This is a genomic window from Aphanothece stagnina RSMan2012 (genome assembly GCF_046764815.1).
In the GTDB taxonomy this organism is placed as follows: domain Bacteria; phylum Cyanobacteriota; class Cyanobacteriia; order PCC-6307; family Cyanobiaceae; genus NIES-981.
Map to the genome: position 1 here is coordinate 1 of NZ_JBKOUC010000025.1, position 23,759 is coordinate 23,759.

The window sequence follows — 23,759 nt, forward strand, 5'->3', positions numbered from 1 at the left end:
GCTGGCGGGGCTGTTCGGTCTGATCGCCCGCCGCAATCTCTTCCTCAAGGCCCTCGCCATGGATGTGATGGGCACGGCGTCCGTGGCCCTGTTCGTGCTGGTGGCCGCCCGCAGCGGCCTGCGGACCCCGATCGTCCCCCGGGCCGACGCCCTCGCCGGCGCTGGCCCCTGGGCGGATCCGATCCCCCAGGCCGTGATCCTCACCGCCATCGTGATCGGTCTTTCGATCCAGGCCCTGCTGCTGGTGGTGATCACCCGTCTGGCTGCCGTCGATCCCCTGCTCGAGACCGGCAGTTTCGAGCAGCTCCAGCCCCCTGGGCCCGCCGCCACACCCTGAGCGGCCCGTCATGACCCTCATCGTCGCCTGGCTGCTGCTGCCGTTCCTGGGAGCCTTCCTGGCGGCCCTGCTCCCGTCCACCGCCCGGCCCCTGGCCCTCGGCGCCACGCTGGCCACCCTGGCCATGGGGCTGGTGCTCCTGCGCGCCACCTGCCCCTGGAGCCTCGAGCTCACCGGCCCGCTGGGGGTGCTGCTGCAGGCCGATGCCCATGCCGCCCCCTTCCTGCTGCTCAACGCCCTGGTGGTGCTGGCGGTGCTGCTCGACACCTGGGGCCGTGCCGTACCCGGCCCCTTCCTGCTGCTGGTGATGGTGCTGCTGGGCGGCCTCAACTCCGCGTTCCTGGCCGTGGACCTGGTCAGCCTCTACGTCGCCCTTGAGGTGGTGGGGGTGACCGCCTTTCTGCTGATCCTGCAGAAGCGCGAGCCCCAGCAGCTCTGGATCGCCCTGCGCTACCTCCTTGTCGGCAACAGCGTCATGACGCTGTATCTGGTGGGCGTCGCCCTTCTCTACCTGCGCACGGGCAGTTTCCGCATCGTGGCGCTGGCCGATCCAGCGCTCGGAAGCCAGGGGCAGGCGGTGGTGCTGGCGCTGGTCCTGGTCGGGCTGCTTACCAAGTCGGGGGTGTTCCTCTCGGGGCTCTGGCTCCCCCGCACCCATGCCGAAGCCCCCGCCGAGGTCTCCGCCCTCCTCTCGGGCGTGGTGGTGGCGGGGGGCCTGTGCCCCCTGCTGCGGTTGGCGGGCCTGGTGCCGTCCCTCCGGTCGGTGCTGCTGGTGATCGGCCTGGCCAGTGCCCTGCTGGGCGTCTGCTATGCCCTCGCCGACCGCGACCTCAAGCGACTGCTGGCCTGGAGCACCCTCTCCCAGACCGGACTGGTGCTGATCAGTCCCGCCAGCGGGGCCTTCTACGCCCTCGCCCACGGGGTGGCCAAGGCCGCCCTCTTTCTGGTGGCCGCCCGGGTGCCCAGCCGGGATCTCAGCCAGTGGAGCCAGCAGCCCCTGCCGATGGCCCTGGCCGCCCCCCTGCTGCTGGGGTCCCTCTCGATCGCCGGAGCGCCGTTGCTGTTCGGCTTCTGGACCAAGGACCAGCTGGGCGAGGCGGTGGCGAGCCTGGGATCACCGCCCGCCGAACTGGCGCTGCTGGTCGCGATGGTGGGCACCGCGGCCGTCTACACCCGTCTGTGCTGGCGGCCGCTCGCCTGGGACTGGCGTGACCCCTCCATCGGTGCGCTGCTTCTGGCGCTGCTGCTGCTTGCTGCCGGCCTGCTGCTGCCGGGTCGGCTGCCGGCCGCCAGCGCGGTGGTCAAGTCGGTGGGCGTGCTCGCCTTCGGTGTGGCCATTCAGGCGGGCTGCCGCCTCCTGGCCCTGGGGTGGGCCCGCTGGCGGTCCGCGCCACGGCTGCCCGGTCTGCCGAACCTCGAGCGCCTGCAGGATTTGCTGGGTTGCATGGCCCTGGTGGGTGTGGCCGTCTGGCTGACCCTGCTCCCCCTGGAGGCGCCATGGCTCGGCTGATCACCATCGCCCTGCGGCTGCTGATCTGGTGCCTGCTCAGCGCCGATGTCAGCACCACGAATGTGGCCATCGGCCTGGCGGTGGCCCAGGCCCTCCCCCAGGCCCGCACCACCCGCCACCTGCCCCTCTCCGAGCTGATGCGGCTGCTGGGGGCGAGTCTGCGGGCCATCCCCGTGGCCTATGCCGAGGCGGTGCGTCTGCTGCTGTTCGGCCGGCGGATGCAGGGGCGGCTCGAACCGATGCCCGTCACCGCCCGTGGCTCGGCGCTGCTCACCTTCCTGGAGGTCTTCCGGATCACCCTCACGCCCCTCACCATCGCCCTGGGGGTGGAACGGGGCGGCCGCGCCTACCGCGTGCATCGGCTGGCCCCACCGGATCCGGCAGAGCCCGCCACTCCCCCTGACCCCACCCCATGACCCTGATCCTCTTCGGCATGGTTCTGGCCCTGCTGCTGCCGATCCTGGTGGCGTGCCGATCGACCGATGTCTGGCACCGCCTCGCGGCCTTCGCCAGCGTGTCCACGAAGGTGGCCATCCTGATGCTGGCGGTCTCGGTGCTTCGCGACGACTGGATGCTTGGTTTCGTCGGGGTGATCGTGCTCAGCGTGGGCAATTCCGCCGTGATGCTGCTCGCCAATCTGCTGCGGGGGCTCGACCGGTGAAGGAATCGCTCAGCTTGCTGCTGCTGCTGGTAGGCCTGCTGTTCTGGTTCGCAGGCACCTGGCCCCTGCTGGGCCGGGGCAGTTTCCTGCGCAAGCTCCACTACCTCGGCATCGCCGACACGCTCGGATCGGCCCTCATGCTGGTGGGCCTGCTGCTGCGCCTCAACCCCGAATGGCCCCTGCTGCTGCTGGCGCTGTTGTCGCTGGTGGTGTGGAACACGATCTTCGGCTATGTGCTCGCCAGCTGCTCCCAGCCGCTGCGTGCCCAGGGCCCTGGTGCTGAGCGCCCTGGTGGTGAGCGGCCTGGGGGTGAGCGCCCGTGACCCTCAGCATCGAGGCACCGCTGCTGATCCCGATCACGGCCCTGCTGCCCCTGACGGCGCTGTTGCTGGTCGGCCAGGCCAATCCCTACCAGACCCTGGTGATGCGGGGCATCCTCGGCGCCGTCGCCGCCCTGATCTATGCCCTGCTCGGCGCGGCCGACGTGGCCCTCACCGAAGCCCTGGTGGGCACCCTGCTCTCCACCACCCTCTACGCCGTGGCGCTGCGCTCCTCGATGGTGCTGCGCCTGGCCGCCCCCCGGGGGTTGCCGCCCGAGTCGGTGATCCTGCGCCTGAGGGCCTGGCTGGAGCCCCTGCACCTTCGCCTCGAGCTGATCCCCGAGCTCCAGCCCGGTGAGCCGGCACTCCACGGCGTGCTGGCTCCCGCCGATGCCCCGGATCTCTACATCCTGCAGCTGCATCGGGCTCTGCTCCACGAGCGGCTCGCCGCCCTTCCCGGCGCCGACCTCTGGCAGGGCGAAGGCCATGGCCTGGAGCTCGTGCAACAGGCCACGGGCGTCGGGGGCCGCACCCCGGAGGCCCGGCCGTGACGCTGCTCTATCTGGCCGCTGCGGTGCTGCTCTGTCTGGCTCCGCTCACCCTGGCGCTGCCCAATCCCCCCCAGCTCAGTGCGGTCCTGGCGGAGCTGCTGCGGGCCGGTGAGGTGCCCAACCTGGTGTCCACCGTCATCCTCAAGACCCGCCTCTACGACACCATCGCGGAGGTCGTGGTGTTCACCCTGGCCTCGATCGGCGTGCGCTGGATCTTCAGCGGGGAGCCCAGCCAGCGGCGGATCCGCGGCCTGCAGGACGCTCCCTCGGTGGTGCTCTGCCAGCTGGGGGCGACGGTCTGCGCCCTGGTGGCCGTGGAGCTGGCCCTGCGGGGCCACCTCTCTCCGGGCGGCGGCTTTGCCGCCGGGGTGGCCGGCGGCACGGCGATCGGTCTGCTGCTGATCAGCGGCTCGGTGCGGCTGGCCGATCGCCTCTACCAGCGCTACCGGGCCGATCTGTGGGAAAAGGGGGCCGTGGTCGCCTTCCTGCTGGTGGCCCTGCTCAGCCTGGAGGGCCTCGTTCCCGCAGGCCAGGGCGTCTTCGGCAGCATCGACAGCGGCGGCTGGATTCCGCTGCTCAACATGCTGGTGGCCGTCAAGGTCACCCTGGGCTCCTGGGCCATGGTGCAGCTGCTGGTGCGTTACCGGGGCCTGCTCTGAGCCGCTCAGCTCGCCGCGCCCGCCGCTGACGGCCGGCTCGCCAGCCATGCGGCCAGCGGCTGGGGAGGCTGATCCGGGCTGCTGGTGATCTCCACGATCTGCCCCACGGCCGCCGGAGTCTCGAGCGCATCCAGGCACACCCGTGCGACCAGGCGCCTGGGAATGCTGCTGCTCTCCTGTTGGTCCGCGGCACTGAACACGATCCCCTCGGCGTCGAGGTGCTCCTCCCGTTCACTCAGTCCGCCCGGCCGCACGATCGTCCAGGCCAGGCCGCTCTGCTCCAGCCAGCGTTCGCCCAGCCTCTTCCACACCAGGATCAGGCCGAACAGGTTGAGCGGGTGCAACCAGCGACCGGCACACAGGGAACTGACCAGCACCACCCGCGGCACCCCCACCGCCCGGCAGGCGCGGATCTGGTCGCGCACCCCGAAGGCATCCACCTGGAGGGGGCCGCTCAGATCCACCGACGGTCGGGCTCCCGTGGCGATCACCAGGGCGTCACAGCCGCTCAGGGCGGCGTGAAGGGCTTCGGGGCTGCCGAGGCTGAGCCGCACCACCGCGGCGCCCTCGAGGCCCGCCGGCAGCACCGAACCGGGCCGGACCAGCGCCCTCACCTGATGGCCCCGGCTCAGGGCCTCCTGCACCACCCGCCAGCCCGTCTTGCCGGAGGCTCCGCTCACCGCGATCGTTGCCATGGCCTCACCGGTCTGGGTCGCTGAAGCTAGACAATCCCTGGGTCATCGGTCTCCTGTGCCATCGGTCACCTGCACCTGTGGCATCCATCGCTCCTGGCTGGACAGCACCCCATCAGGCTTGGGGGAGCTGAGCGATGGCTTCGATGACGGTTCCCCCGCGCCGGGTTGTCGCGCTCTTCCTGGCGGTATCCGCCAGCGCCGTCCTGGCGGCAGGGTGTGAACCGGGCGAGCCGGGTGCTCCATCGGCCCAGGGCATGGCCACTCACCCGGGCGCGATGCACACCGAGGGAGGGGAGGGTGGAGAGGGAGCTGAGGGAGGTGAGGGCGCCGGAGGCGGCGGTTTCGGCGTCAGGAGCCCCGAGGGTTACGCCACCACCCTGCAGCTGATGCGCGGCCACCTGGCGGCTGGTCGGCAACTGCTGGCCCGGGGGATGGCCGCCGAGGCCCAGCCCCACATCGCCCACCCCATCGATGAGCTCTACGGGGATCTGGAGCCGGAAGTCCAGCGCCGCGGTGCCAGGCCCTTCCTCGATCAGCTGACCGAGCTCAAGACCCGCCTCCAGGCCGCCCCCGCCGCTCCGGAGACGAGCGCGGCGCTCGAGGCGGTGGAGGCCTCGATCGACCAGGCGATGGCTGGGGTGCCGCCGCAGCAGCGTGAGGATCCGGCCTTCGTGGTGGCGGTGATCCGCGAGCTGATCCGCACCGCCGCGGAGGAATATGACGCGGCCGTGGCCGGCGACAGGTTCGTGGAGGTTCTGGAGTATCAGGACTCGCTTGGTTTCCTGCTGGTGGCGGAGCAGCTGCTCGAGCCGATCGCCCCAGCCCTGAAGCGCACCAACCCGGAGCAGGCCGCCAAGCTGCAGAAGACCCTGGCCGAGCTCAAGCGGGCCTGGCCTTCGATCCTGCCGCCGGCCAGGCCCGTGCTCACCCCCGGCCAGGTCACGGCCCTGGCCCTGGGTGCCTGAGTCGTTCCCGCCCCTGCAGCCACGGCTCTGGCGACGCCGCGGTGCCCTGGCGGCCCTGGCGGCCGGCACCGGAGGATTGGTGCTGGCCGGCGTGGGGGCCCGGCGCTGGCTGGCGGGGGCCCAGGGCGAACCACTGTGGAGCCCCTGGGGTGCTCCCCTGGCCCCGCCCCTGCCGGCAGAGCCGCTGCGCCTCGGATCGATGCAGCCGCTGCGCCTGCTGCGCCAGTTCGACTGGGGCCAGGTGGTTCACGAGGGTGGCCGCCGCGTGCGGGAGTTCACCCTCACGGCCGACAGCATCGACCTGCCCCTCAATGCGGTGGTGACGACCACCGCCTGGGCCGTGAACGGGCGCGTGCCCGGCCCCACCCTGCGCTGCCGGGCGGGCGAGCGGCTGCGCATCCGCTTCCGCAACGCCGATGGCACCTCCCACAGCCTCCACTTCCACGGCAGCCACCCGGCGGCGATGGATGGGATCCGCCCGGTGCGCAGCCGCCGCAGCATGGTCTACGAATTCGACGCCGATCCCGTCGGGGTTCACCCCTACCACTGCCATGTGGAGCCGGTGACGCGCCACGTGAGCAAGGGCCTCTATGGCCTGCTGGTGGTGGATCCACCGCAGCCCAGGCCGCCCGCCGATGAACTGGTGCTGGTGATGGGGGGCTGGGATCTGCGCAACCAGGGCCGCAACGATTACTGCGCCTTCAACGGCATTCCGGATGTGTATCACCATCACCCGATTGCGATCTATCAGCACCAGCTGGTGCGGGTCTATCTGCTCAACATGGTGGAGTGGGAAGGACCCCTGACCTTTCACCTGCACGCCAACACCTTCCAGCTCCAGCCGATGGGTCTGCCCGGCAATCCCCTGCAGATCACCGATTCGGTGACCATGGGCGTGGGGGAGCGCCACATTCTCGAATTCCGTTACCGCTGGCCCGGCCGCTACATGTTCCATCCCCATCAGGACCAGGTGGCCGCCAAGGGACTGATGGGGTTCTTCGATGTGATCCCGAGAACTTGAGGACCAGGGCTTGATGGTTAACTTGATGGTTAAAACGTGAAGGTGGTTTTCAGCATGCCGCCGAAGCTGTCGTCGGCACCGGTGTTCGCGATGTAGAAGAAGGCCGGTGTCACCGCGATGTTGTCGGTGACCTGCCAGTTGTACCAGAGTTCATAGGCCAGATTGTCATCGCCGGCGGCCCCATCCACCCACAGGCTGCCGCTGCAGGTGGCTGTGATTGGATTCCCGGCGCACTTGCCTGGATCGAGCTGGCCCACGCTGCCGAGGGCCATGCCCAGGGTGCTGCCCTGGATGAACATGTCAGCCCAGGTGAGGCCCACCATCCAGCTCCAGGCCTCGTCGTTGGAGCGGCGGTCGAGGTCCGACCAGCCGAACCCCGCGCTGATCGATGGCACCCAACCGGCCTCCATCGGCTGCCAGTAGCCGCTGAGCGCCACGTTGTTGCTGGAGCTGGTGGGGAAGACCTCGAAAGGGTCCCAGTCGGAATAGGTGTAGGTGATGGCTCCACCCCAGGTCTCGGCGATGTAGCCGCCCTGGGCGGTCACGATGAAGTCGCGGCCACTGCCGACCGTGGAGTTCGAGGCTGCCGCCAGGTCGGACACGTAGGCCACGGTGAAGGCCCAGCCGTCCTTCTGCCACTGGAGCCCGGCACCGGCTCCCTGGTTCTTGTTGAACGTGGCCTGGGCGCCCACATAGTTGAACAGGTCGAGGCCCATGTCCACCGGGTAGGCCGTGGGCCAGAGCACGATGTCGTCCTGCGCCACCACGGCGCCAACGGTGGCGGTGAAGGCGTCGCCCAGCGGGAACTGATAGAAGAGCCGGTCGATCGTCACGGAGTCGGCCGAGCCCTCCTCCCCGTAGCTGATCCCGAGGGCGGTGTTGCCGTTGCCGAACACCGAGTTGGCGAAGTTGCCGGCCCGCAGGGTGGTGCGCAGCAGATCCTTGCCCGTGAAGCTCGTGTCCAGGGCGAGCTGCACGTCGTAGTTGGCGGTGACGTTGTCACCGAAACCGGTGTTGCCGGCCCCGCCCAGAACCATCGTGGCCTGGCCGCTGAGCTTGGTGGTGGTGGAGAACTGGCTGGCCTCCAGCTCGCCCACCTTGGCCTCGAGGCCATCCACACGGCCCTTGAGCACGGCGAGTTCCTTCTCGAACTCGGCCATCAGGCGCTTGAGCTCGTCGGTCACCTCGGTGACGCGGTCGAGGCAGGCGTTGAGCAGGGCCGCCGCTTCAAAGCGGATCATGGCCTTCTGGCCGCGGTAGGTGCCGTCGGGATAGCCGGCCACGCAGCCGTAGCGCTCGATCAGGTTGGAGAGCGCCTGGTAGGCCCAGTCGGTCGGCTGCACGTCCGAGAACTGGGAGATGCTGGTGACCTGCTCCTGGGAGGCGTAGCGGTTCACGCCGTCCAGGTCCAGCTCGGCGCTGCGGGCCGGCGGTAGGGGCAGGGCGATCCCCAGGCTCATCGCCACGGCGGAGAGGACGGGCTTGACGCGCGGCATGGGCGTGAGAGGCCTCCCCACGTGGTCGCGGGCAGAGCAGGCTGCTGCCGTTCCACGACGGGGCACGGCGGTAGGGAGTAGCACCAGAGGATCGGCGGACCGTGCCGATGCTGGTTCGCCTTCCTGGTCGGTGCCCGACGGCGCTCACCGCGGCGCGTGCCATGGATCACCTCTGGCTGTGACGGGATCGTCCCGCTGCGATGGTGAGCTCCGCCGCGCCATCATCCGGCCAGGATTGCGCAGTGCATGGCCCTCTCCAGCCCGGCTCCGGCCCCCAGCCAGTCCCCCCGGCCTTGCGAGCAGGGCTGGCGGCGGCATTGGCTCCACCAGTGGTACGCCGTGGCCTACCTCGACGATCTGGACCGGGCCCGTCCCACGGCCTTCACGCTGCTGGAGCAGGACCTGGTGCTCTGGTGGGACGGGGCGCACTCCGCCTGGTGCGCCTTCGCCGACGTCTGCCCCCACCGGCTCGTGCCCCTCAGCGAGGGGCGCCTCAACGACCGCGGCCAGCTGGAGTGTCCCTACCACGGCTGGAGCTTCGACGGCACCGGCACCTGCACCGCCATCCCCCAGGCCGATCCGGACCAGGCCGCCTTCGCCTGCGCCAGTGGCCGCTCCGCCTGCCGGGTCTATCCCACCGCCACAGCGCAGGGACTGCTGTTCGTCTTCGCCGGTGACCCCGAGCGGGCGGCGGGCTGTCCCCTGCCGATCGTCCCGACCCTGGAGGAGCCCGGCTGGCTGGTGCAGGACACCTTCCGCGACCTGCCGATGGATGCGCTCACCCTGCTGGAGAACGTGCTCGATGTGAGCCATGTGCCGTTCACCCACCACCGCACGGTGGGGCGCCGCGAGAACGCCGCTCCGGTGGAAGCCGAGATCACCAGCTCGGGCCCGGAGGGCTTCACGGCCCGCTGGCAGGAGGGGCCCCGCAGGGGGAAGCTCGGCAGCCAGTTCACGACCTATGCGGCGCCGTCCCTGATGTGGCACGACCTGACCGCCCAGGGATTTGCGCGCATCCTCACGGTCGTCTACGCGACGCCCATCCGCCCCGGGGAATGCCGCCTGTTCGCCCGTTTCCCCTTCCAGTTCCGTTCCGCGATCCCGCGGCTGCTGCTCCCCCTGCGTCCGCGCTGGTTGCAGCACCTCGGCAACCACATCGTGCTGGAGGACGACCAGGTGTTCCTGCACTGGCAGGAACGGGCCCTGGAGCGCTCGGGCGGTCGCCCCGCCTTCAGCCGCGCCTGCTACCTCCCCACCACCTCCGACATCTACGTTCGCGCTCTGCACGACTGGGTGGACCGCCATGGTGGGGAGCCCTTCCCGGGTCGGCCCCTGCCGCCGCGGCAGGGGCCTGACCAGCTGATGGAGCGTGATCACGCCCACACCCGCCACTGCCGTGCCTGCTCCGGCGCCCAGCGGCGGCTGCGCCAGGCGCGGCCGTGGGTGGAGGCTGCCCTGGGGCTGAGCCTGGTGGCGCTGGCGCTTGGGTCAGCGTGGGGCTGGCCCCTGAGGATCGGCCTGGCCGCGCTGGCGGCCGTGCTTTGGGCCGTTCGGGGACGGATGGGGCGCTGGGAACAGCAGCTCAGCCGTGGGGATGGCCTGCCGCCTCGGAATGCTCCCTCCGGCGATCCCCGTCGCTCCCATGGCTCCCCGCCAGCTCCTGCTGGTGCGCCGTCCACGCCCGCGCCAGATCCACCCGGGTGATGCGGAAGCCCAGCCGCCGGGCCGCCAGCACCAGTTCATGGCGGCTGCGGCAGTGACCGAGGGCCCGCCGCAGCGCCGGATCGGCCTCAGCCGACTCCACCAGTCGTTCCAGTTCGCTCCAGCTCATCCCAGCTCATCCCACTGACGTGCTGTCGTTTCACCATGCCCATGGGGGGGAGCGGCGGCAAGGTTCCGTGCGCTACCCCGGGGCCATGGATCAGGTCTGCTGATCGTCAGCCTGGGAACCTTGGCAAGGGCGGTCGGCCCACCTAGCAGAAAGGTGTGGGGAGGGCCGGATGGAGCGTCGATTCGAGGGAATGGGGGAGGACCGGCCGATCACTCCCCATGCGGCGCCGATCCTGGATGGCGACGGACACCTCACCTATGTGGGGGACGACGGTCGGCGCTATGTGGTGGGTCTGCCACCGGAAGCCGATGAGGAGAGTGTCGAGCGGGTGATGGCCACCCTGCGCCGGGGCGGCAGTCTGTTCCAGCAGATCGAGCAGCTCTGTCACCGCTGGATCGGCGAGGTCAGCGGGCCCGACCTCGAAGCCCGGGCGGCCCTGGTGCTGCTGCTCACCACCCTGGAGACCGCCCTCGAGGACCGCTATCCCGAGCAGGACCCCGACCCCTGAACCCATGGCCGCCAGCGGCGCTCCGGGGAGCGGGACTCAGGGGAGACGCTCCAGGGCCGCCAGGATCGTCTCCGCGCTGACGTCGCTGCGGATCTCCACGCTGCCGATGGCGGTGGGCAGGACGAAGCGCACCTGGCCATCGCGCACCTTCTTGTCACCCTGCAGGCAGGCCAGCACCGCGGCGCCGTCCAGATCGGGCCAGCGCTGGGGCAACCCTGCCGCCACCACCAGAGCCCGTTGCCGTGCCTGGTCTGCGGGGGTCCACAGACCCATGGCCAGGGCGATTTCCCCAGCGGCCACCATGCCGATCGCCACGGCTTCGCCGTGCAGAAAGGTGCCGTAGCCGCAGAGGGTCTCGACCACGTGGCCGAGGGTGTGGCCGTAGTTGAGGATCGCCCGCAGGCCGCCCTCGCGTTCATCGGCCGCCACCACCCGGGCCTTGGCGGCGGCGGAGCGCTCCAGCAGGGTCTGGAGCAGTGCCGGCCCCACCGCCTCGATCGTGGACAGGTCGCCCGCCGCCTCCAGGGCTGAGAACAGCTCGGGATCGCCGATCACGCCGTACTTGATCACCTCGGCCATGCCGGCCCGGAACTCCCGCTGCGGCAGCGTCGCCAGGGTGGCTGGATCGATCAGCACCAGCCGTGGCTGATGGAAGGCCCCGATCAGGTTCTTGCCGCCGGGGTGGTTCACGCCGGTCTTGCCGCCGATCGCCGCATCCACCATTGCCAGCAGGGTGGTGGGCACCTGCACCACGGCGATCCCCCGCAGCCAGGTGGCGGCGGCGAAGCCCGCCATGTCCCCCACCACGCCGCCGCCGAGGGCCACGATCAGGGAGCCCCGCTCCAGCCGCTGCCGGAAGGCCGCCTCGTGGATCAGCGCCACGGTGGCGGGTGTTTTCTGGTCTTCGCCGGCCTCGATCACCAGCTGCTCGGCCGCCAGCCCGGCTGTGCGCAGGCTGGCCAGCACGACGTCTCCGTAGTGGGTGTCCACGTCCGGGTTGGTCACCACCAGCACCTTGGTACCGGCCTTGAAGCCCAGCTCCCGCACCTGCTCGCCCAGCCGGGCCAGCACCCCCTCGCCGATCACCACCGGGTAGGGGTTGGCGCTCAGCTCCACCTGGATGGTGCGTGGGCTGCACGCGCTGCCTGCAGCGGTGGTGGCGGCGGACATGGGGCCTGGGGAGCAATGGGCTGAGGCTAGGGTCTGGCTTCGGCCCGGGTTCCAGCCATGCAATCGCCACTCCGCTCCGCCAACGCTCCGGAGGGGCCGGGAGCCGGTCTCAGCCTGATCCTGGCGGTGGTGCTGGGCCTGGTGATCCTGCTGAGTCAGACGCTGTTCATCGTGCCGGCCGGCAGCGTGGCGGTGATCACCACCCTGGGGCGGGTCACGGGGGTGCCCCGCACGCCGGGCGCCAATTTCAAGGCCCCCCTGGTCCAGGCCACCTCCCTGTTCGACGTGCGCACCCAGGTGCGCCCCGAGCAGTTCTCCACCCTCACCAAGGATCTGCAGGTGATCCAGGCCACGGCCACGGTGAAGTACGCCGTGAAGCCCGGCGAGGCCGGCCGCATCTTCGAGACGATCGCCACCGACGATCAGCAGATCTATCCCCGGGTGATCCAGCCCTCCCTGCTGAAGGCGCTCAAGTCGGTGTTCTCCCAGTACGAGCTGGTGACCATCGCCACCGAGTGGAACTCCATCTCGGAACTGGTGCAGGAGAAGGTGGCCGAGGAACTGCGCAAGTTCGACTACGTGACCGTGCAGAGCCTCGATCTCACCGGTCTGCAGATCGCCGAGGAATACCGGGCCGCGATCGAACAGAAGCAGATCGCCGAGCAGCAGCTGCTGCGGGCCCAGACCGAGGTGCTGATCGCCGAGCAGGAGGCCAGGCGCTACCAGACCCTCAATTCCAGCCTCGACGACCAGGTGCTCTACAAGCTCTTCCTCGACAAGTGGGACGGCCAGACGTCGGTGGTGCCGGCTCTGCCCGGTACGGCGGGATCGGGCACGCCGGCGGTGATCGTGAACGGGCGGCGCTGACGCGCAGGCCAACAGGGAGGCTCAACCAGCCGCCAGCGGGCTGGATCAGCACCCTGCTGGATCAGCACCGGGATGCCCTCGGGGCGACGTTCGGTATGGACGGCAGGACGGTGTTGATGCCTGGCCTGTGCCCCCATCCTGGGAGGGTGATCGTGGAGCGGGTGGTGGCGATGACGAATCTTCTGGCCCACCCGATGGCCCACCTGATCGGACGCCCGCTTTGGATCCTGGGCGTGGGTCTGCTGTTCGCCCTGGCCGCGGGAGCCCTGTCCCGCAGTCGCCTCGCGCTGCTCACGAATGCCATGGCCTGGCTGCTCTTCGCCATCTGGGAAGCCCTGGTGCTGGCCATCACACCCGAGGCGAACATCCGGGTGGATCTGCTGCTGATCGGGCCGCTGCGCGCCGGCCTGGGGCTCTGGGCACTGTTGGCCGTGCTCCTGCCGCTGAGGCGCTTGAGGCGCTGAGCCGCCCCCGTTCCATGGGCCACGCGGCCACCCTTCACAGGCCGGGCCCTTGCACCACGGCTGCTGCCTTGATTGCCGATCATGGGGCCCCGAAGGGGCCACAGATGGTTGCCGAGCTCGCCGCGACGGGACCCAGCGGCCAGGGATCCGTCGTCTTCAGCATCGATTCGCCAGGTGGGCGACGGGGGCCAGACCGACACGGACACGGACACAGATACCGACAGATCGGCTCCGGCGTTTGGCTCGGCGGGCCCCCCAGGTGCTCAGCGCCGACACCACCACCGTTCTGGCGGGAGGCTTCCTGCTCGCTGCGGGCAGTCGGTGTCGCGTCAGTTCGCTGCTTCTCGCTGCCCTGGAGCCTCCTCAGGTTCGGCCCCGGCCGGCGCCGCGTTCTCCTGCGGCTCCTGCAGGTCGAACAGGAGCGTGCCTGAGAGCGCCTTCAGCAGGCGATTGGTGGTGGCCGACGCCGCCCGGATCTGTCCCAGGGTTTCCACGAGCACCGGGGAGGTGGTTTTCATCACGTCGGTGGCTTGCACGGAGGCCGTCCCGACCTCCCTGCCGGTCTGCTGGTAGAGCCTGAGCGTGTCCCGTGTTGCGGCGGCGGTGGCGCCAGACTCCCGCTCCAGGGTGCCTGCCAGGCGACGCACATCCTTCAGGGTGCCATCGACCTGGCCGGCCACCGAGGGCAGATCCTTCTCCACCACCGCCACAATCGCCTGCAAGGTGCGATCGATCTGCAGCCGTGTCTCCGCCAGATCGCTCAGCAGTTCCGCAGGGCTCTTCGAGGGCTGAAAGCCGATGGCCAGCTCAGGGGGCGGCAGCGCAGATTGGGGCGGGGTGATGTCTGGGGTGAGCGCCACCACGGTGTCGCCGATCAACCCCTCCTGAACGGCTGTGGCAGAGCTTTTCGGGCCCACGAGGCGGCGGTGGCGGGAGAGGATCCGCAGGGTCACATCCACCCGACCATCGCTGGCCAGCTCCACGGATTCCACCTTGCCGATGCGGTACCCGGAGAGGGTCACATTCACCCCCGGCCAGATGCCCGTGGCGTTGGCGGCGCGGAACGTCACCACGGCGCTGTCCCGCCAGCGCAACCGCTCCTGCAGCAGGTTGACGCCCACCCAGCCGCTCAGCAGCAGCGAACCCGCCAGGAACAGCATCCCCAGCCGGCTGACCCCTGGACCGCCGTTGCCCCCTGGCGTGCCGCCTGCCATGTCACCGGACCTCATGCGTAGGTGCCATGCAGGGGGACCAGGAGGGTGAGCCAGATCACCTCCAGCCCCATCACGACCAGAAGGGATTGGGGCAGGGCATCGGCCAGCAGGCGCGCCAGCTCCCCTTCGGTGCCCTTCACCTGAGCTGCCTTGCGCAGGCACACCCACTGGGCGGCCGCGGTGAACACCGCCGTCCGCAGAAAGCACCGCAGCAGGTCCGAGACGGGCATCAGGTGGGTCAGTTCCTGCAGTTCGCTGGAGAAGCCGAGGCCGGCGCGGGGGGAGGCCAGCAGCCCGCCCAGCAGCAGGCCCATCTCAAACCAGGGCACCAGTAGCAGCGCGCTGCAGGCGGCCCCAGCCACCTCTGCCCCCTGGCACCTCCAGGAGTCCGAGGCTTGGGTTGGCCTTGGTGTGGGATTCAGATGGCGCCGCACCGCCACCGCAAGACGCAGGGGCGCGCAGCGACAGATCCAGATCAGGCTCACCCCCAGGGGCGTGACCACCTGCAGTGATCCCAGCACGAGCACCTCGAGGCTCTCGTTGCTGCTCTCCCCCACGGTGCCGGTGAGCAGCCCCACCATGGCCACGCCGATCGCCGCACCCACCAGCAGGGCCAGCGGGGCGGTTTCGGCAAGTTCCTGAAGAATCCGGCGCAGCATCCGTTGCCGATCGCTGGGCAGCGGCGCCCACCCTATGGGTCAGGGTCCCAGGCAGCCGCTTGCCGCCGCCGCCAAGCAGGAGATCAGTTCAGAAGTCGGCCGGGCCAGGCTGGCTTGCGGCTGGTTCGAGGGGTACGTTCAAAAAGCACCCTTTCCTGTTCCATCAGAACCTGTGCCTCTCTCCAGCGTCACAACGAAAGCCATCACGAAGAAAGCCGTCACGAAGAATGCCGTCACAGCGAAAGCCCTTCACCAGCGCACTGCGTCACTGATCGGCCCTGGCCTTCTTCTGCTCATCGCGGCGGCGCCGTTCCAGCAGGCGGCCCAGGCTGAAGTGCTCGTGCGGGCGCAGGGACGTTGCAAGCTCACGAGTGACGGCTATGTGGCCTTCGACGGTCATTGCACCTTCAAGCACAAGGCCGCCGGCGGCCAGGACGCCTATGTGGTGAAGCTGGACGACGGCAACGACTTCATCTTCTCCGGCCCCAATCCCCAGGCCCTGCAGCTGCAGACCTACAGCGGCATCAAGAATGTGCGCCACAACGAGAAGCCTGACCACGATGTGTTCCTCTGGAACGACGGCGGAAAGCGGCGTCTCGCGGTGAAGCTCGATCAGGTGCAGAACCCGGATGCCACGTTTGACGACTCCTCCAGCAAGGCCACTGGTGGTGCCCTGCTGGGGGCTGGCTTGGGGGCCCTGATCGGCGGTCTGATCGCCGGCAACAGCCAGAGCAGCGCCCAGAGCACCCCCCAGGAAACCGCCCGGGTCGGTGCTCCGGTGAGCTCGCTGCAGTCGCTGGTGGGCGTGAAGGGTGCCAGCGCCGAGCGAGAGCTCACCGCCAAGGGCTACACCTACCGGGGTGGCGACCAGATCGGTGACAGCGCCTTCAGCTACTGGGAGCAGCCCCGCACCGACAACTGCGTGGCCGTGCGCACCAGCGACGGTCGCTATCAGGCGATCACCTACATCGAGCCCACCAGGTGCCGGTGATGGCAGCCGCCCTCTAGGTTCTCCGCAGTGCGGCCGATCCCATGAACCCGACCCTCAAAGGCGTGACCTACGTGAGCGTGTGGGTGCTGCTCTGGGGAACGGCCGCCTCGATCGCCGATTTCGTGCTGCTGGAGCGGGGGGCCTATGAGGCCGGCACCGGCGGCCAGGCGATCACCTTCGTGTCCTACGGGATCGCCGCGGTGGTGCTGGGGGTACGGCTCTCGGGGCGCTTCCTGAGCCCCGCCACGCAGCAGGCCGAGGGCCAGGCCCTGGAGCAGGAGGAGAAGGGTTAGCCCTTCCCCGCTGATCCCAGCACCGCGAGCAGCGCCTCCCCGTAGCGCTCCAGCTTGGCGGCGCCGATGCCGCTCACGCCGGCCAGCTCCTCCAGATCAGCGGGGCGCCGGGCTGCCAGTTCCAGCAGGGTGCGGTCGTGGAACACCACATAGGGCGGTACCCCCTGCTCGCGCGCCTGGTCCCGCCGCCAGGTCCTGAGGGCGGCCACCAGGGCGTCGTCGAGCTCGCCCAGCTCGCCCCCGCTGCTGGCCGGGCTCCAGCCCGCACCCGCTCCACTGGCACCCCCGCCGGCGCGGCTGCGGCGCCGCTCCTTCTGGGGCGGCGGCAGCGGCAGCTCCAGGCGGGTTTCCCCCCGCAGCAACGGTTTCACCAGGGCCTCGGCGCCGAAGCGCAGGCCGCCATGGCCTTCGGGCACGGGCTGCAGATAGCCGGCGCTGGTGAGCTGGCGCAGCAGCGTGCGCCACTGGCTGCGGTCGAGCTCCCCGCCGATGCCGTACACGCTCAGGCCGTCGTGGCCGAGGCTGCGGATGCGTTCGGTGTTGCCCCCCAGCAGCACGTCCACCACGTGGGCCGCTCCGAAGCGCTGGCCGGTGCGATACACCGCAGAGAGGGCCTTGCGAGCGGGCTCGGTCACATCCACCCGGGCCTGGGGTTCCAGGCAGCCATCGCAGTTGCCGCAGGGCTCGGCGAGGTCCTCGCCGAAGTGGCGCAGCAGCACCTGGCGGCGGCAACCCGCTGCTTCGGTGAAGCCGATCAGGGCCTCGAGCTTGCCGTGTTCGATCCGCTTCTGGGCTTCAGGGGCCTCGGAGTCGTCGATGAAGCGGCGCAGTTGCGGAATGTCGCCCGGGCCATGCACCATCCAGGCCACGGCCGGCAGGCCGTCACGGCCCGCCCGGCCCGTTTCCTGGTAGTAGGCCTCCAGGCTCTTGGGCAGGTCCACGTGGGCCACGAAGCGCACGTCGGGCTTGTCGATGCCCATGCCGAAGGCGATCGTGGCCACCACCACCACGCCGCTGCCGTTGCGGAACCGCTGCAGCGTGGCGCTGCGCTGCTCCGCCTCCATGCCGGCGTGGTAGCCGAGGGCGTCGAAGCCCGCCGCCCGCAGGTCCGCCGCGAAGCGGTCCACCCGCGCCCGCGACCGGGCGTACACGATCCCCGCCTCGCCACGGTGCTGCTCCAGGAAGTGGAGCAGCTGGTCCCTGGCTTCCTCCTTGGCCCGCAGCAGGTAGCGGATGTTGGGGCGATCGAAGCTGGCCAGGAACACCCGGCCATCAGCAAGCTCCAGCCGCTGCACGATCTCCTCCCGGGTGCGGGGATCGGCCGTGGCGGTGAGGGCCAGCCGGGGGACCGCGGGGAACCGCTCGGCCAGCACCGCCAGCTGGATGTATTCCGGCCGGAAGTCGTGGCCCCACTGCGAGACGCAGTGCGCCTCATCGATGGCGAACAGGGCCAGGGGATGCTCCCCCAGGCGCTCCAGCAGATCGCCGCCCAGCAGCCGCTCGGGGGAGACATAGAGCAGATCGAGCTCGCCGGAGCCGATCGCACCCCAGATGCCGCTGGCCTGCTCCGCCGAGAGGGCGGAATGGAGGGCGGCGGCCCTGACGCCGGCCTGCAGCAGCCCCTCCACCTGATCCTCCATCAGGGCGATCAGCGGCGAGACCACCACCGCCAGACCGGGCCGGCACAGGGCTGGAATCTGATAGCAGAGGGATTTGCCGCCGCCGGTGGGCATCAGCACGAGGCCGGAGCCACCGCCGATCACGTGGCGCACGATCGCCTCCTGGGGCCCCCGGAAGCTGCGGTAACCGAATACCCGCCGCAGCACCTGCCGCGGATCCCGGGCCTCCGGGGCTGGCGGCTGGGCCGGACTCACCACGGCGGTCACGCTGCGGGCTGCTGCAAAAGGATCTCCCACAATGGCCCGATCCCGGTGGCCGCGATGTCCTCCTCTACCCCCCGTACTGCCGCCGCCTGGGGGTTCCTCGCCCCGGCCCTGCTGCTGATCGGCCTGTCGGTGCTGATCCCGGCGGCGATGGCGCTGCTGATGAGCTTCACCCAGGCCGGCCTGGACGTGAGCGAGCCGCTGCGCTTCGTGGGGCTGGCCAACGTGCGGCGCCTGCTGGCCGACCCGATGTTCTTCCGGGTCACCGGCACCACCTTTCTCTATCTGGTGGGTGTCGTGCCCCCGGTGGTGCTCGGTGCCCTGGCCCTGGCGGTGCTCGTCAACCGCCAGCTGCCGGGCATCCATTGGTTTCGGGCCGCCTATTACACACCGGTGCTGGTGTCGATCGTGGTGGCGGCCATCGCCTTCCGCTGGCTCTACGCGGAGAACGGGCTGATCAACGGCTGGCTGGGGGCCCTGCTGGGCGAGCGGTTCAGCCCGATCGGCTTCCTCACCTCGCCGCTGCTGGCCCTGCCCGCGGTGATGCTCGTCACCCTGTGGAAAGGCCTCGGCTACTACATGGTGATCTTCCTGGCGGGCCTGCAGGGGATCTCCGCCGACCTCTACGAGGCGGCCGCGCTCGATGGCAGCGAGGGCTGGCGCAAGCACCTCGACATCACCCTGCCGCTGCTGCGGCCCTACCTCACGCTGGTGGCGGTGATCTCGGCGATTGCGGCCACCAAGGTGTTCGAGGAGGTGTACCTGATGACCCAGGGGGGGCCTGCCGACTCCACCCGCACTTTGGTGTACTACGTGTACGATCAGGCCTTCGCCGAACTGGAGATCAGCTACGCCTGCACGGTGGGCCTGGCCCTCTTCCTGATCGTGCTGCTGCTGAGCCTGGTGCGCCTGGCCTTTGCGGGCGAGAAGGGGCTGACCTGAAGCCGCCGCGGGAACCTCGGCCGGATGGGTGGACCCGGCCCCAGGGGCTGCCTAGCCTGTTGCCAGCCCGGCCTTCCCACCCATGGCCCCCTCCGGCGGCAGACCGAGCGCCCCCCAGAACGACCGCCGCGTGCTCGGGCTGTTCAGCCTGGCGCTCGGCCTGGTGCTCTTCCTGCTGATCGTGGTGCGGGGCCAGCAGGCGGCCAAGGAGGGCAATCCGGAGCTGCGCAATGACAGCTACTGGGTGCTGGTCTCCCCCGCCGTCTTCTCCATCGTCGGGGTCATGCTGCTGCGGACGCCGCGGCGCTCCGCGGGGCGGAAGTCTCCCCTGCGCTACGGCGGCCGCGCTGGAGGACAGGGAGCGGTGGACCAGGCGCGGCAGGGTATCCAGCGTGCCACCAGCAAGGAACAGGGGGCCCGGGAGCTGGTCATGGCGGCCGACCGGGACGCGGAGCGCCAGCTCACCCGAGCCCGCGCCGAAGCCACCGCCGCCCGGGCCGCGGCCGAGGCCAGCCAGCGTGAGCTGGAGCAGGCCATGGCCCAGGCCGCGCAGAGCCTGGCGGCCCTGGAGGACCAGCTTCGTCAGTCGGAGCAACAGCGGCGTGAGGCGGAGGCCACCCTCCAGCGCGTGCTCGCCGGCCCGGCCACCGGCCCCGATGACGTCCCCGCGACGGCCCCCGATGCTGTCCTGGTGGCGGCCCAGGCGTCCCAGCGTCGGGCGGAGGAGCTGCTCGGCACCTACGGCGCCCAGCTGCAGGAGGTCCGCACCCTGCTCGAAGCCCTGCGCAGTGGCCAGCAGGGGGAGCTGGTGGAGCTTCGCCGTCAGGCCAAGGCGGCCCTGGAGGCGGCCCAGGCGGCCAGCCGGGATGCCGAAGCCCTGGCGGAGCACCAGGGAAGCCAGCTGGCCCAGGCCCGTGAGATCCTTGAGCGCTGCACCGCCCTCGAGGGCGGCGAACTGGCGGAGCTGCGGCGCCAGGCCGCCGATGTCCTGGCGGTGGCCTCCAGCGCTTCGACGCGCCTGGCCACCGTGGAACAGGAGATCCAGCAGGCCCAGCAGGCCCGGATGGCTGTGGAACAGGACATCGCCCAGGCGTTGCGGGGGGCTGCCCAGACCCGCGGCGAGGTGCTGGCCCGGACCGAGGCCAGTGAGCGGCGGCTGGAGGCGATCGAGTCGGGCGTGATCGAGCAGCTGCATCGGGCCCGGCAGGAAGCGGACAGCGCCCTCGAGGCCACCCAGGAGGCCCGCCAGCTGGTCGACCGTCTGGAGCAGGTCGTCTTCGCCCAGCCGCTGCAGCCCTCGGCGGCAGCGGAGGGCCTGATGCCTCCAGGAGGGGGCGCCCAGACCCTCGAGGCCAGCGCCTACCGCGAGGCCTGCGAGGAGCTGGGGGTGCTGCCCGGCAGCAGCTGGCAGCAGGTGCGCGCCACCTGGCGCCGTAACCTGATGCGCTGGCATCCGGATCAGGGTGGAGATCCCGGCCTCTGGCCCCGCCGCCAGACGGCCTACCAGCTGCTCGAAGCCTGGTACGCGTTCAACGCCTCCACCTGACGCCCTGGCCCGAGGGCCGTACCCGTCCGCCGCCTGCCCCCCAGCCCGTTCCCGTCGCAATGGCCGTGTCCCTGGCCGACTCTGCCGCTGCCCTGCCCTCCCGGATCGGCGTGGTGGGTGGGGGTCAGCTCGCCTGGATGCTGGCAGGGGCGGCCCGCGAGCTCAACATCGCCGTCAATGTCCAGACCCCCTCGACCGATGACCCTGCGGCCCGGCTGGCGGCCCGGCTGATCCAGGCCGATCTGCGGGACGTGGAGGCCACCCGCCGGCTTGCCGTCGGCTGCGCCGCGATCACCTTCGAGAACGAGTGGGTGGACCTGGTCGCCCTGGAGGCCCTGCAGCTGGAGGGGATCCGGTTCCTGCCCAGCCTCCAGGCGCTCGAACCCCTGGTCAACAAGCGCCGCCAGCGGGAGCTGCTCGAGCGTCTCCACGTGCCGGCCCCCCCCTGGCTGCCCCTCGAGGCCCTGATCCCTGCTTCGGCCCCTTCGCCCGATTCCGCGGCGGACCCGGTGGTGTCCACCCCGCCAGCTCCAGCCGCACCCCAGCTGCCCGAGGGGTGGAGCTTCCCGGTGATGGCCAAGGCCGCCACCGGCGGGTATGACGGCAAGGCCACCCTGCTGCTGCGCGAGGCCATCGACCTCGAGGCCCTGGTGGAGAGTGTCGATCCGGCCGACTGGATCGTCGAGGCCTTCGTGGCCTTCAGCTGCGAGTTGTCCCAGCTGGTCTGCCGGGATCAGCAGGGCAATGTCCGCTGCTATCCCCTGGTCGAGACCCACCAGCACCGCCGGGTGTGTGAGTGGGTGCTGGCCCCGGCGGCGGTTCCCCACGCCGTGGAGGCCTTCGCCCGCAACGTCGCGACCTCGCTGCTCACGGCGATCGACTACGTGGGGGTGCTCTCGATCGAGTTCTTCTACGGGCCTGCCGGCCTGCAGGTGAATGAGATCGCACCCCGCACCCACAATTCCGGCCATGTCACGATCGAGGCCGCCCGCACCAGCCAGTTCGCCCAGCAGGCCAGGATCGCGGCGGGGCTGCCGATGGGGCCGGTGGATCTGAAGGTGCCGGGAGCGCTGATGGTCAATCTGCTCGGCTACGAGAGCTCGACGGACAGCTACGACCCGCAGCGCCGGGCCCTGGCCGAGCTTCCCGCTGCCAGCGTCCACTGGTACGGCAAGACGACGGCCACGCCCGGACGCAAGCTGGGCCATGTGACCCTGCTGCTGCAGGGGGGCACGGCCGAGGAGCGCCGCCGCGAGGCCATGCAGCGGCTCGCCCAGGTGCGCCGGACCTGGCCGCTGCCGCCGGCCTGAGACCGCCACCACCGGGCGGCTGTGACGGTTGAGCCACGCCAAGCGCGATCAGGCTTAGAGTGATCCCGGACTGCCGTGTTGGTGACTGCCTTCTACAGTTTTCTGATCTGACTCCTCTTTCGACATGGGGGGTCTGCAGCGGAAGTGACGTAGACCGGCCTTGCAGCCGGAAACGGAGCCCCGTCCTTGATCCCCCTTCTGGTTCCACCAGGTCGAACACTGGGGCAAAACGGCACGGCGGTCCAACCTTTTGAGCCCAGCGCAACCCAGCCCAGCCGATCGGAGCTGGGCTGCGCTGCCGCCATGGGCATCATCCCCGTCGGGGGGGCATTCTGGGGGCAGCGCTTCCGGCCCAGGACCGTTGCCGCATGGACAGCTTCCAACAGGCCTTCACGTCCCTGCTGGCCCTGGCACCCGGACCGGTCTTCCCGAAGGCCCGCCAGCTCTACCTGCGGAAATACCCCCTCGAGGGCAAGCCGGCCGACCTCGACGCCTCCCCCGAGGCGGCGCGCTTCCGCACCTTCCTGCTTCAGGAGGAGATTCAGGAGGCCAGTGATGGTCTCTACCGGGTGCGGGCCCTCGGCTTCGCCGTCGTCCACTGGCAGGCGCCCCAGACCAACCCGGCCGATTACCGCACCTATCTGCGCCAGCGCTGGCAACTCGAACCCGACGACCTCACCCTGGCGGAGGAGGCGTGGTTCCGCTCCGGAGGCGCCTACGCCCGCTTCACGGCCATGGCGGTCTACGAGCGCCACGGTGGCAGCGAGCTGCGGGTGAGCCTGGGTTCCACTCAGTTCTCCAGCAGCTGATCCACCAGCTCCTGGAGCCGTTCGCGTGACCAATCCGTCACCACGAACACCTCCTGGGCACTGGTGCCCCGGCGGGCCACCAGCTTGTGGCCACCGGTGATCGGCGTCGAGACCCGAAGCCGCAGGGCCGGACTGTGCCCCCGCACCCGGCTGATCACGGCGGGGGTGATGGTGCCGATCCCGGGAACCTGAGCCAGTCGCTTGAGCAGAGGGATCAGGCCCTCCACGTAGGTGCTGTGGGTGATCACCACCCGTCCCATCAGGCGGGCTCCAGCGGCGCCATCGTGAGTCCCTCGCCACCCAGCTGCTGGTGGTAGAGCTCCGCCTGCTCCTGGGGGCCGCACCAGACCACCGCTGCGCCCTCCCCATCGATCCGATGGGCCAGCTCCCAGGCCCGATCCGGCTGCATGCCCGGGATGTAGCGCACCAGGCAGTCCACCACATGCTGGAAGGTGTTCACGTCATCGTCCAGCACCACCACCTTGAAGTGGGGGTACGGCTGGCGCTGCAGCTGGCGCTCGCGGACGGCGGTGGGGGACGAACTGACCACGGTGGCGGGCTGTTCGGGATGCACGGAGCCTAGGTACAGTGCCGGCACGCTTCGTGAAACCGGCATGTTGATCACCCTGGGTTGGGCTTCCCTGGCCGCCCTGTTCAGCTTCTCGATCGCCATGGTGGTGTGGGGCCGTCATGGCGACGGCAGCATCAACTTCTGATCTCCTGCCCGTAGTCCTCGCCGGTGCCTGATCTGCCCTTCAGCAGCACCCAGCTCCTGGCTGGCGTCGCCTCTGTTCTGCTGCTGTTCGTCAGCGCCGGAGTCGTGTACCTCTCCGTCGTCGACTGGCGGGACCGGCGCCGCCGCCGTGCCGCTGAGGCGCCGGGTGGTGGATCGGGCAAGCCAGCCGCGCGCAAGCGCTCCGCCCGCCAGGCAGGCGCCCCCAGCCCTCCCGGCATCGGTGCCGGACTTTCCCCGTCTCGTCGCCGGTCCCCCCGTCCGTGACCCCCCTCAGGGCGTCCGCGCCCTCCCCTGAGTCCCTGGCTGCCTGGGCCTGGGAGG

The 23,759-nt window shown here is 70.3% G+C and carries 29 protein-coding genes, 1 other RNA gene and 1 pseudogene; 22 read left to right on the forward strand and 9 right to left on the reverse strand.

The features are described 5' to 3' along the window. Position 1 precedes the first annotated feature (1 nt). From ACLNEE_RS14145 to ACLNEE_RS14175, 7 genes are read left to right on the forward strand one after another with little or no spacing between them, the layout of a single operon-like run. Positions 2-337 (forward strand): cation:proton antiporter subunit C, encoded by a 336-nt coding sequence (locus tag ACLNEE_RS14145; RefSeq protein WP_412007248.1) that lies wholly within the window; start codon positions 2-4, stop codon positions 335-337. Positions 338-347: 10 nt separating this feature from the next. Continuing rightward, on the forward strand, positions 348-1,847 hold the full coding sequence (locus ACLNEE_RS14150; protein ID WP_411422580.1) for a proton-conducting transporter transmembrane domain-containing protein: 1,500 nt from the start codon (positions 348-350) through the stop codon (positions 1,845-1,847). After that, positions 1,835-2,263, forward strand: a complete 429-nt coding sequence (locus ACLNEE_RS14155) for a Na+/H+ antiporter subunit E (protein WP_411422581.1) — start codon at positions 1,835-1,837, stop codon at positions 2,261-2,263. The genes ACLNEE_RS14150 and ACLNEE_RS14155 overlap by 13 nt, the downstream gene beginning before the upstream one ends. Further along, positions 2,260-2,508 carry a hypothetical protein gene (locus ACLNEE_RS14160; RefSeq protein ID WP_411422582.1) on the forward strand — a complete coding sequence of 83 codons (249 nt, stop codon included), beginning with the start codon at positions 2,260-2,262 and terminating at the stop codon, positions 2,506-2,508. Before ACLNEE_RS14155 ends, ACLNEE_RS14160 begins: the two co-directional genes overlap by 4 nt. Then, positions 2,505-2,831: a monovalent cation/H(+) antiporter subunit G gene (locus ACLNEE_RS14165; protein WP_411422583.1), complete on the forward strand. Its 327-nt coding sequence runs from the start codon at positions 2,505-2,507 to the stop codon at positions 2,829-2,831. Before ACLNEE_RS14160 ends, ACLNEE_RS14165 begins: the two co-directional genes overlap by 4 nt. Then, positions 2,828-3,379 (forward strand): hydrogenase subunit MbhD domain-containing protein, encoded by a 552-nt coding sequence (locus ACLNEE_RS14170; protein ID WP_411422584.1) that lies wholly within the window; start codon positions 2,828-2,830, stop codon positions 3,377-3,379. Before ACLNEE_RS14165 ends, ACLNEE_RS14170 begins: the two co-directional genes overlap by 4 nt. Then, positions 3,376-4,038, forward strand: a complete 663-nt coding sequence (locus tag ACLNEE_RS14175) for an MnhB domain-containing protein (RefSeq protein ID WP_411422585.1) — start codon at positions 3,376-3,378, stop codon at positions 4,036-4,038. Before ACLNEE_RS14170 ends, ACLNEE_RS14175 begins: the two co-directional genes overlap by 4 nt. A 5-nt stretch (positions 4,039-4,043) precedes the next feature. Here ACLNEE_RS14175 and ACLNEE_RS14180 read toward each other — a convergent pair whose 3' ends face one another. Beyond that, positions 4,044-4,733 (reverse strand): SDR family oxidoreductase, encoded by a 690-nt coding sequence (locus ACLNEE_RS14180; protein WP_411422586.1) that lies wholly within the window; start codon positions 4,731-4,733, stop codon positions 4,044-4,046. 143 nt (positions 4,734-4,876) lie between these two features. On the opposite strand from ACLNEE_RS14180, the gene ACLNEE_RS14185 reads away from it, so the two are divergent. Further along, on the forward strand, positions 4,877-5,698 hold the full coding sequence (locus ACLNEE_RS14185; RefSeq protein ID WP_411422587.1) for a hypothetical protein: 822 nt from the start codon (positions 4,877-4,879) through the stop codon (positions 5,696-5,698). Then, the gene (locus tag ACLNEE_RS14190; protein ID WP_411422588.1) at positions 5,691-6,719 is read left to right on the forward strand and encodes a multicopper oxidase domain-containing protein; all 1,029 of its coding nucleotides are present in this window, start codon (positions 5,691-5,693) and stop codon (positions 6,717-6,719) included. The genes ACLNEE_RS14185 and ACLNEE_RS14190 overlap by 8 nt, the downstream gene beginning before the upstream one ends. A 29-nt stretch (positions 6,720-6,748) precedes the next feature. Here ACLNEE_RS14190 and ACLNEE_RS14195 read toward each other — a convergent pair whose 3' ends face one another. Beyond that, on the reverse strand, positions 6,749-8,215 hold the full coding sequence (locus ACLNEE_RS14195; RefSeq protein WP_411422589.1) for an iron uptake porin: 1,467 nt from the start codon (positions 8,213-8,215) through the stop codon (positions 6,749-6,751). A 246-nt stretch (positions 8,216-8,461) separates the two neighbouring features. Here ACLNEE_RS14195 and ACLNEE_RS14200 point away from each other — a divergent pair, with 246 nt between their 5' ends. Then, entirely contained in the window at positions 8,462-9,919 is a 1,458-nt protein-coding gene (locus tag ACLNEE_RS14200; protein ID WP_411422590.1) for an aromatic ring-hydroxylating dioxygenase subunit alpha, read from the forward strand. 7 nt (positions 9,920-9,926) lie between these two features. On the opposite strand, the pseudogene ACLNEE_RS14205 reads toward ACLNEE_RS14200, so the two are convergent. After that, positions 9,927-10,046, reverse strand: a pseudogene (locus ACLNEE_RS14205) (Nif11-like leader peptide family natural product precursor); the annotation flags it as partial. A gap of 169 nt (positions 10,047-10,215) precedes the next feature. Between ACLNEE_RS14205 and ACLNEE_RS14210 the strand changes: the two are divergent. Further along, positions 10,216-10,554: a hypothetical protein gene (locus ACLNEE_RS14210; protein ID WP_411422591.1), complete on the forward strand. Its 339-nt coding sequence runs from the start codon at positions 10,216-10,218 to the stop codon at positions 10,552-10,554. A gap of 36 nt (positions 10,555-10,590) precedes the next feature. Here the strand turns inward: ACLNEE_RS14210 and aroB are convergent, their stop codons facing one another. Next, positions 10,591-11,724: a 3-dehydroquinate synthase gene (aroB, locus tag ACLNEE_RS14215; RefSeq protein ID WP_411422592.1), complete on the reverse strand. Its 1,134-nt coding sequence runs from the start codon at positions 11,722-11,724 to the stop codon at positions 10,591-10,593. A gap of 57 nt (positions 11,725-11,781) precedes the next feature. Between aroB and ACLNEE_RS14220 the strand changes: the two genes are divergently transcribed. Then, complete coding sequence (locus tag ACLNEE_RS14220) at positions 11,782-12,591, forward strand: prohibitin family protein (RefSeq protein WP_411422593.1); 810 nt, start codon at positions 11,782-11,784, stop codon at positions 12,589-12,591. A gap of 116 nt (positions 12,592-12,707) precedes the next feature. Next, on the forward strand, positions 12,708-13,055 hold the full coding sequence (locus ACLNEE_RS14225; protein ID WP_412007249.1) for a hypothetical protein: 348 nt from the start codon (positions 12,708-12,710) through the stop codon (positions 13,053-13,055). 329 nt (positions 13,056-13,384) lie between these two features. Here ACLNEE_RS14225 and ACLNEE_RS14230 read toward each other — a convergent pair whose 3' ends face one another. Together ACLNEE_RS14230 and ACLNEE_RS14235 are read right to left on the reverse strand one after the other, a co-directional pair. Next, complete coding sequence (locus ACLNEE_RS14230; RefSeq protein WP_411422595.1) at positions 13,385-14,269, reverse strand: MlaD family protein; 885 nt, start codon at positions 14,267-14,269, stop codon at positions 13,385-13,387. Between the two features lie 11 nt (positions 14,270-14,280). Then, on the reverse strand, positions 14,281-14,928 hold the full coding sequence (locus ACLNEE_RS14235; RefSeq protein WP_411422596.1) for an ABC transporter permease: 648 nt from the start codon (positions 14,926-14,928) through the stop codon (positions 14,281-14,283). Positions 14,929-15,100: 172 nt separating this feature from the next. Between ACLNEE_RS14235 and ACLNEE_RS14240 the strand changes: the two genes are divergently transcribed. Together ACLNEE_RS14240 and ACLNEE_RS14245 are read left to right on the forward strand one after the other, a co-directional pair. Then, on the forward strand, positions 15,101-15,919 hold the full coding sequence (locus tag ACLNEE_RS14240; protein WP_412007250.1) for a hypothetical protein: 819 nt from the start codon (positions 15,101-15,103) through the stop codon (positions 15,917-15,919). A 41-nt stretch (positions 15,920-15,960) separates the two neighbouring features. Further along, the gene (locus tag ACLNEE_RS14245; protein WP_411422598.1) at positions 15,961-16,212 is read left to right on the forward strand and encodes a hypothetical protein; all 252 of its coding nucleotides are present in this window, start codon (positions 15,961-15,963) and stop codon (positions 16,210-16,212) included. Here the strand turns inward: ACLNEE_RS14245 and recQ are convergent. Beyond that, on the reverse strand, positions 16,209-18,128 hold the full coding sequence (gene recQ, locus ACLNEE_RS14250; RefSeq protein ID WP_411422599.1) for a DNA helicase RecQ: 1,920 nt from the start codon (positions 18,126-18,128) through the stop codon (positions 16,209-16,211). The genes ACLNEE_RS14245 and recQ overlap by 4 nt on opposite strands. Positions 18,129-18,152: 24 nt before the next feature. Between recQ and ACLNEE_RS14255 the strand changes: the two genes are divergently transcribed. The 5 genes from ACLNEE_RS14255 (at position 18,153) to ACLNEE_RS14275 (ending at position 22,702) form a co-directional block, all read left to right on the forward strand. Further along, on the forward strand, positions 18,153-19,037 hold the full coding sequence (locus ACLNEE_RS14255; protein ID WP_411422600.1) for a carbohydrate ABC transporter permease: 885 nt from the start codon (positions 18,153-18,155) through the stop codon (positions 19,035-19,037). An 82-nt stretch (positions 19,038-19,119) separates the two neighbouring features. Beyond that, positions 19,120-20,583, forward strand: coding sequence for a hypothetical protein (locus ACLNEE_RS14260; RefSeq protein WP_411422601.1), 1,464 nt, complete (start codon positions 19,120-19,122; stop codon positions 20,581-20,583). A 59-nt stretch (positions 20,584-20,642) separates the two neighbouring features. Then, positions 20,643-21,893 (forward strand): 5-(carboxyamino)imidazole ribonucleotide synthase, encoded by a 1,251-nt coding sequence (locus tag ACLNEE_RS14265; RefSeq protein WP_411422602.1) that lies wholly within the window; start codon positions 20,643-20,645, stop codon positions 21,891-21,893. A gap of 64 nt (positions 21,894-21,957) precedes the next feature. Next, a non-coding RNA gene (gene ssrS / locus ACLNEE_RS14270) (6S RNA) lies at positions 21,958-22,141 on the forward strand. Positions 22,142-22,261: 120 nt separating this feature from the next. Then, a complete protein-coding gene (locus ACLNEE_RS14275; RefSeq protein WP_411422603.1) occupies positions 22,262-22,702 on the forward strand; it encodes a hypothetical protein in 441 nt (146 codons plus the stop codon). Here ACLNEE_RS14275 and ACLNEE_RS14280 read toward each other — a convergent pair. Together ACLNEE_RS14280 and clpS are read right to left on the reverse strand one after the other, a co-directional pair. Beyond that, positions 22,684-22,962: a DUF2103 domain-containing protein gene (locus tag ACLNEE_RS14280; protein ID WP_411422604.1), complete on the reverse strand. Its 279-nt coding sequence runs from the start codon at positions 22,960-22,962 to the stop codon at positions 22,684-22,686. The two genes, ACLNEE_RS14275 and ACLNEE_RS14280, sit on opposite strands and share 19 nt — an antisense overlap. Beyond that, positions 22,962-23,252 carry an ATP-dependent Clp protease adapter ClpS gene (gene clpS / locus ACLNEE_RS14285; RefSeq protein WP_412007257.1) on the reverse strand — a complete coding sequence of 97 codons (291 nt, stop codon included), beginning with the start codon at positions 23,250-23,252 and terminating at the stop codon, positions 22,962-22,964. Before clpS ends, ACLNEE_RS14280 begins: the two co-directional genes overlap by 1 nt. Before the next feature lie 64 nt (positions 23,253-23,316). Here clpS and petN point away from each other — a divergent pair, with 64 nt between their 5' ends. Both petN and ACLNEE_RS14295 read left to right on the forward strand, forming a co-directional pair. Next, positions 23,317-23,418, forward strand: a complete 102-nt coding sequence (gene petN / locus ACLNEE_RS14290; protein ID WP_213204940.1) for a cytochrome b6-f complex subunit PetN — start codon at positions 23,317-23,319, stop codon at positions 23,416-23,418. A 23-nt stretch (positions 23,419-23,441) separates the two neighbouring features. Then, positions 23,442-23,702, forward strand: coding sequence for a hypothetical protein (locus ACLNEE_RS14295; protein ID WP_412007251.1), 261 nt, complete (start codon positions 23,442-23,444; stop codon positions 23,700-23,702). Positions 23,703-23,759: the final 57 nt, after the last annotated feature.

Bases quoted from the DNA above. Each gene is read 5' to 3' on its own strand.
- ACLNEE_RS14210 (WP_411422591.1), top strand. From the start codon at position 10,216: ATGGAGCGTCGATTCGAGGGAATGGGGGAGGACCGGCCGATCACTCCC.
- ACLNEE_RS14230 (WP_411422595.1), bottom strand. From the start codon at position 14,269: ATGGCAGGCGGCACGCCAGGGGGCAACGGCGGTCCAGGGGTCAGCCGG.
- ACLNEE_RS14275 (WP_411422603.1), top strand. From the start codon at position 22,262: ATGGACAGCTTCCAACAGGCCTTCACGTCCCTGCTGGCCCTGGCACCC.
- ACLNEE_RS14150 (WP_411422580.1), top strand. From the start codon at position 348: ATGACCCTCATCGTCGCCTGGCTGCTGCTGCCGTTCCTGGGAGCCTTC.
- aroB (WP_411422592.1), bottom strand. From the start codon at position 11,724: ATGTCCGCCGCCACCACCGCTGCAGGCAGCGCGTGCAGCCCACGCACC.
- ACLNEE_RS14245 (WP_411422598.1), top strand. From the start codon at position 15,961: ATGAACCCGACCCTCAAAGGCGTGACCTACGTGAGCGTGTGGGTGCTG.
- ACLNEE_RS14235 (WP_411422596.1), bottom strand. From the start codon at position 14,928: ATGCTGCGCCGGATTCTTCAGGAACTTGCCGAAACCGCCCCGCTGGCC.
- ACLNEE_RS14185 (WP_411422587.1), top strand. From the start codon at position 4,877: ATGACGGTTCCCCCGCGCCGGGTTGTCGCGCTCTTCCTGGCGGTATCC.
- ACLNEE_RS14255 (WP_411422600.1), top strand. From the start codon at position 18,153: ATGTCCTCCTCTACCCCCCGTACTGCCGCCGCCTGGGGGTTCCTCGCC.
- ACLNEE_RS14180 (WP_411422586.1), bottom strand. From the start codon at position 4,733: ATGGCAACGATCGCGGTGAGCGGAGCCTCCGGCAAGACGGGCTGGCGG.
- ACLNEE_RS14155 (WP_411422581.1), top strand. From the start codon at position 1,835: ATGGCTCGGCTGATCACCATCGCCCTGCGGCTGCTGATCTGGTGCCTG.
- ACLNEE_RS14220 (WP_411422593.1), top strand. From the start codon at position 11,782: ATGCAATCGCCACTCCGCTCCGCCAACGCTCCGGAGGGGCCGGGAGCC.
- ACLNEE_RS14280 (WP_411422604.1), bottom strand. From the start codon at position 22,962: ATGGGACGGGTGGTGATCACCCACAGCACCTACGTGGAGGGCCTGATC.
- ACLNEE_RS14265 (WP_411422602.1), top strand. From the start codon at position 20,643: ATGGCCGTGTCCCTGGCCGACTCTGCCGCTGCCCTGCCCTCCCGGATC.
- ACLNEE_RS14160 (WP_411422582.1), top strand. From the start codon at position 2,260: ATGACCCTGATCCTCTTCGGCATGGTTCTGGCCCTGCTGCTGCCGATC.
- ACLNEE_RS14260 (WP_411422601.1), top strand. From the start codon at position 19,120: ATGGCCCCCTCCGGCGGCAGACCGAGCGCCCCCCAGAACGACCGCCGC.
- ACLNEE_RS14195 (WP_411422589.1), bottom strand. From the start codon at position 8,215: ATGCCGCGCGTCAAGCCCGTCCTCTCCGCCGTGGCGATGAGCCTGGGG.
- ACLNEE_RS14225 (WP_412007249.1), top strand. From the start codon at position 12,708: ATGCCTGGCCTGTGCCCCCATCCTGGGAGGGTGATCGTGGAGCGGGTG.
- ACLNEE_RS14200 (WP_411422590.1), top strand. From the start codon at position 8,462: ATGGCCCTCTCCAGCCCGGCTCCGGCCCCCAGCCAGTCCCCCCGGCCT.
- petN (WP_213204940.1), top strand. From the start codon at position 23,317: ATGTTGATCACCCTGGGTTGGGCTTCCCTGGCCGCCCTGTTCAGCTTC.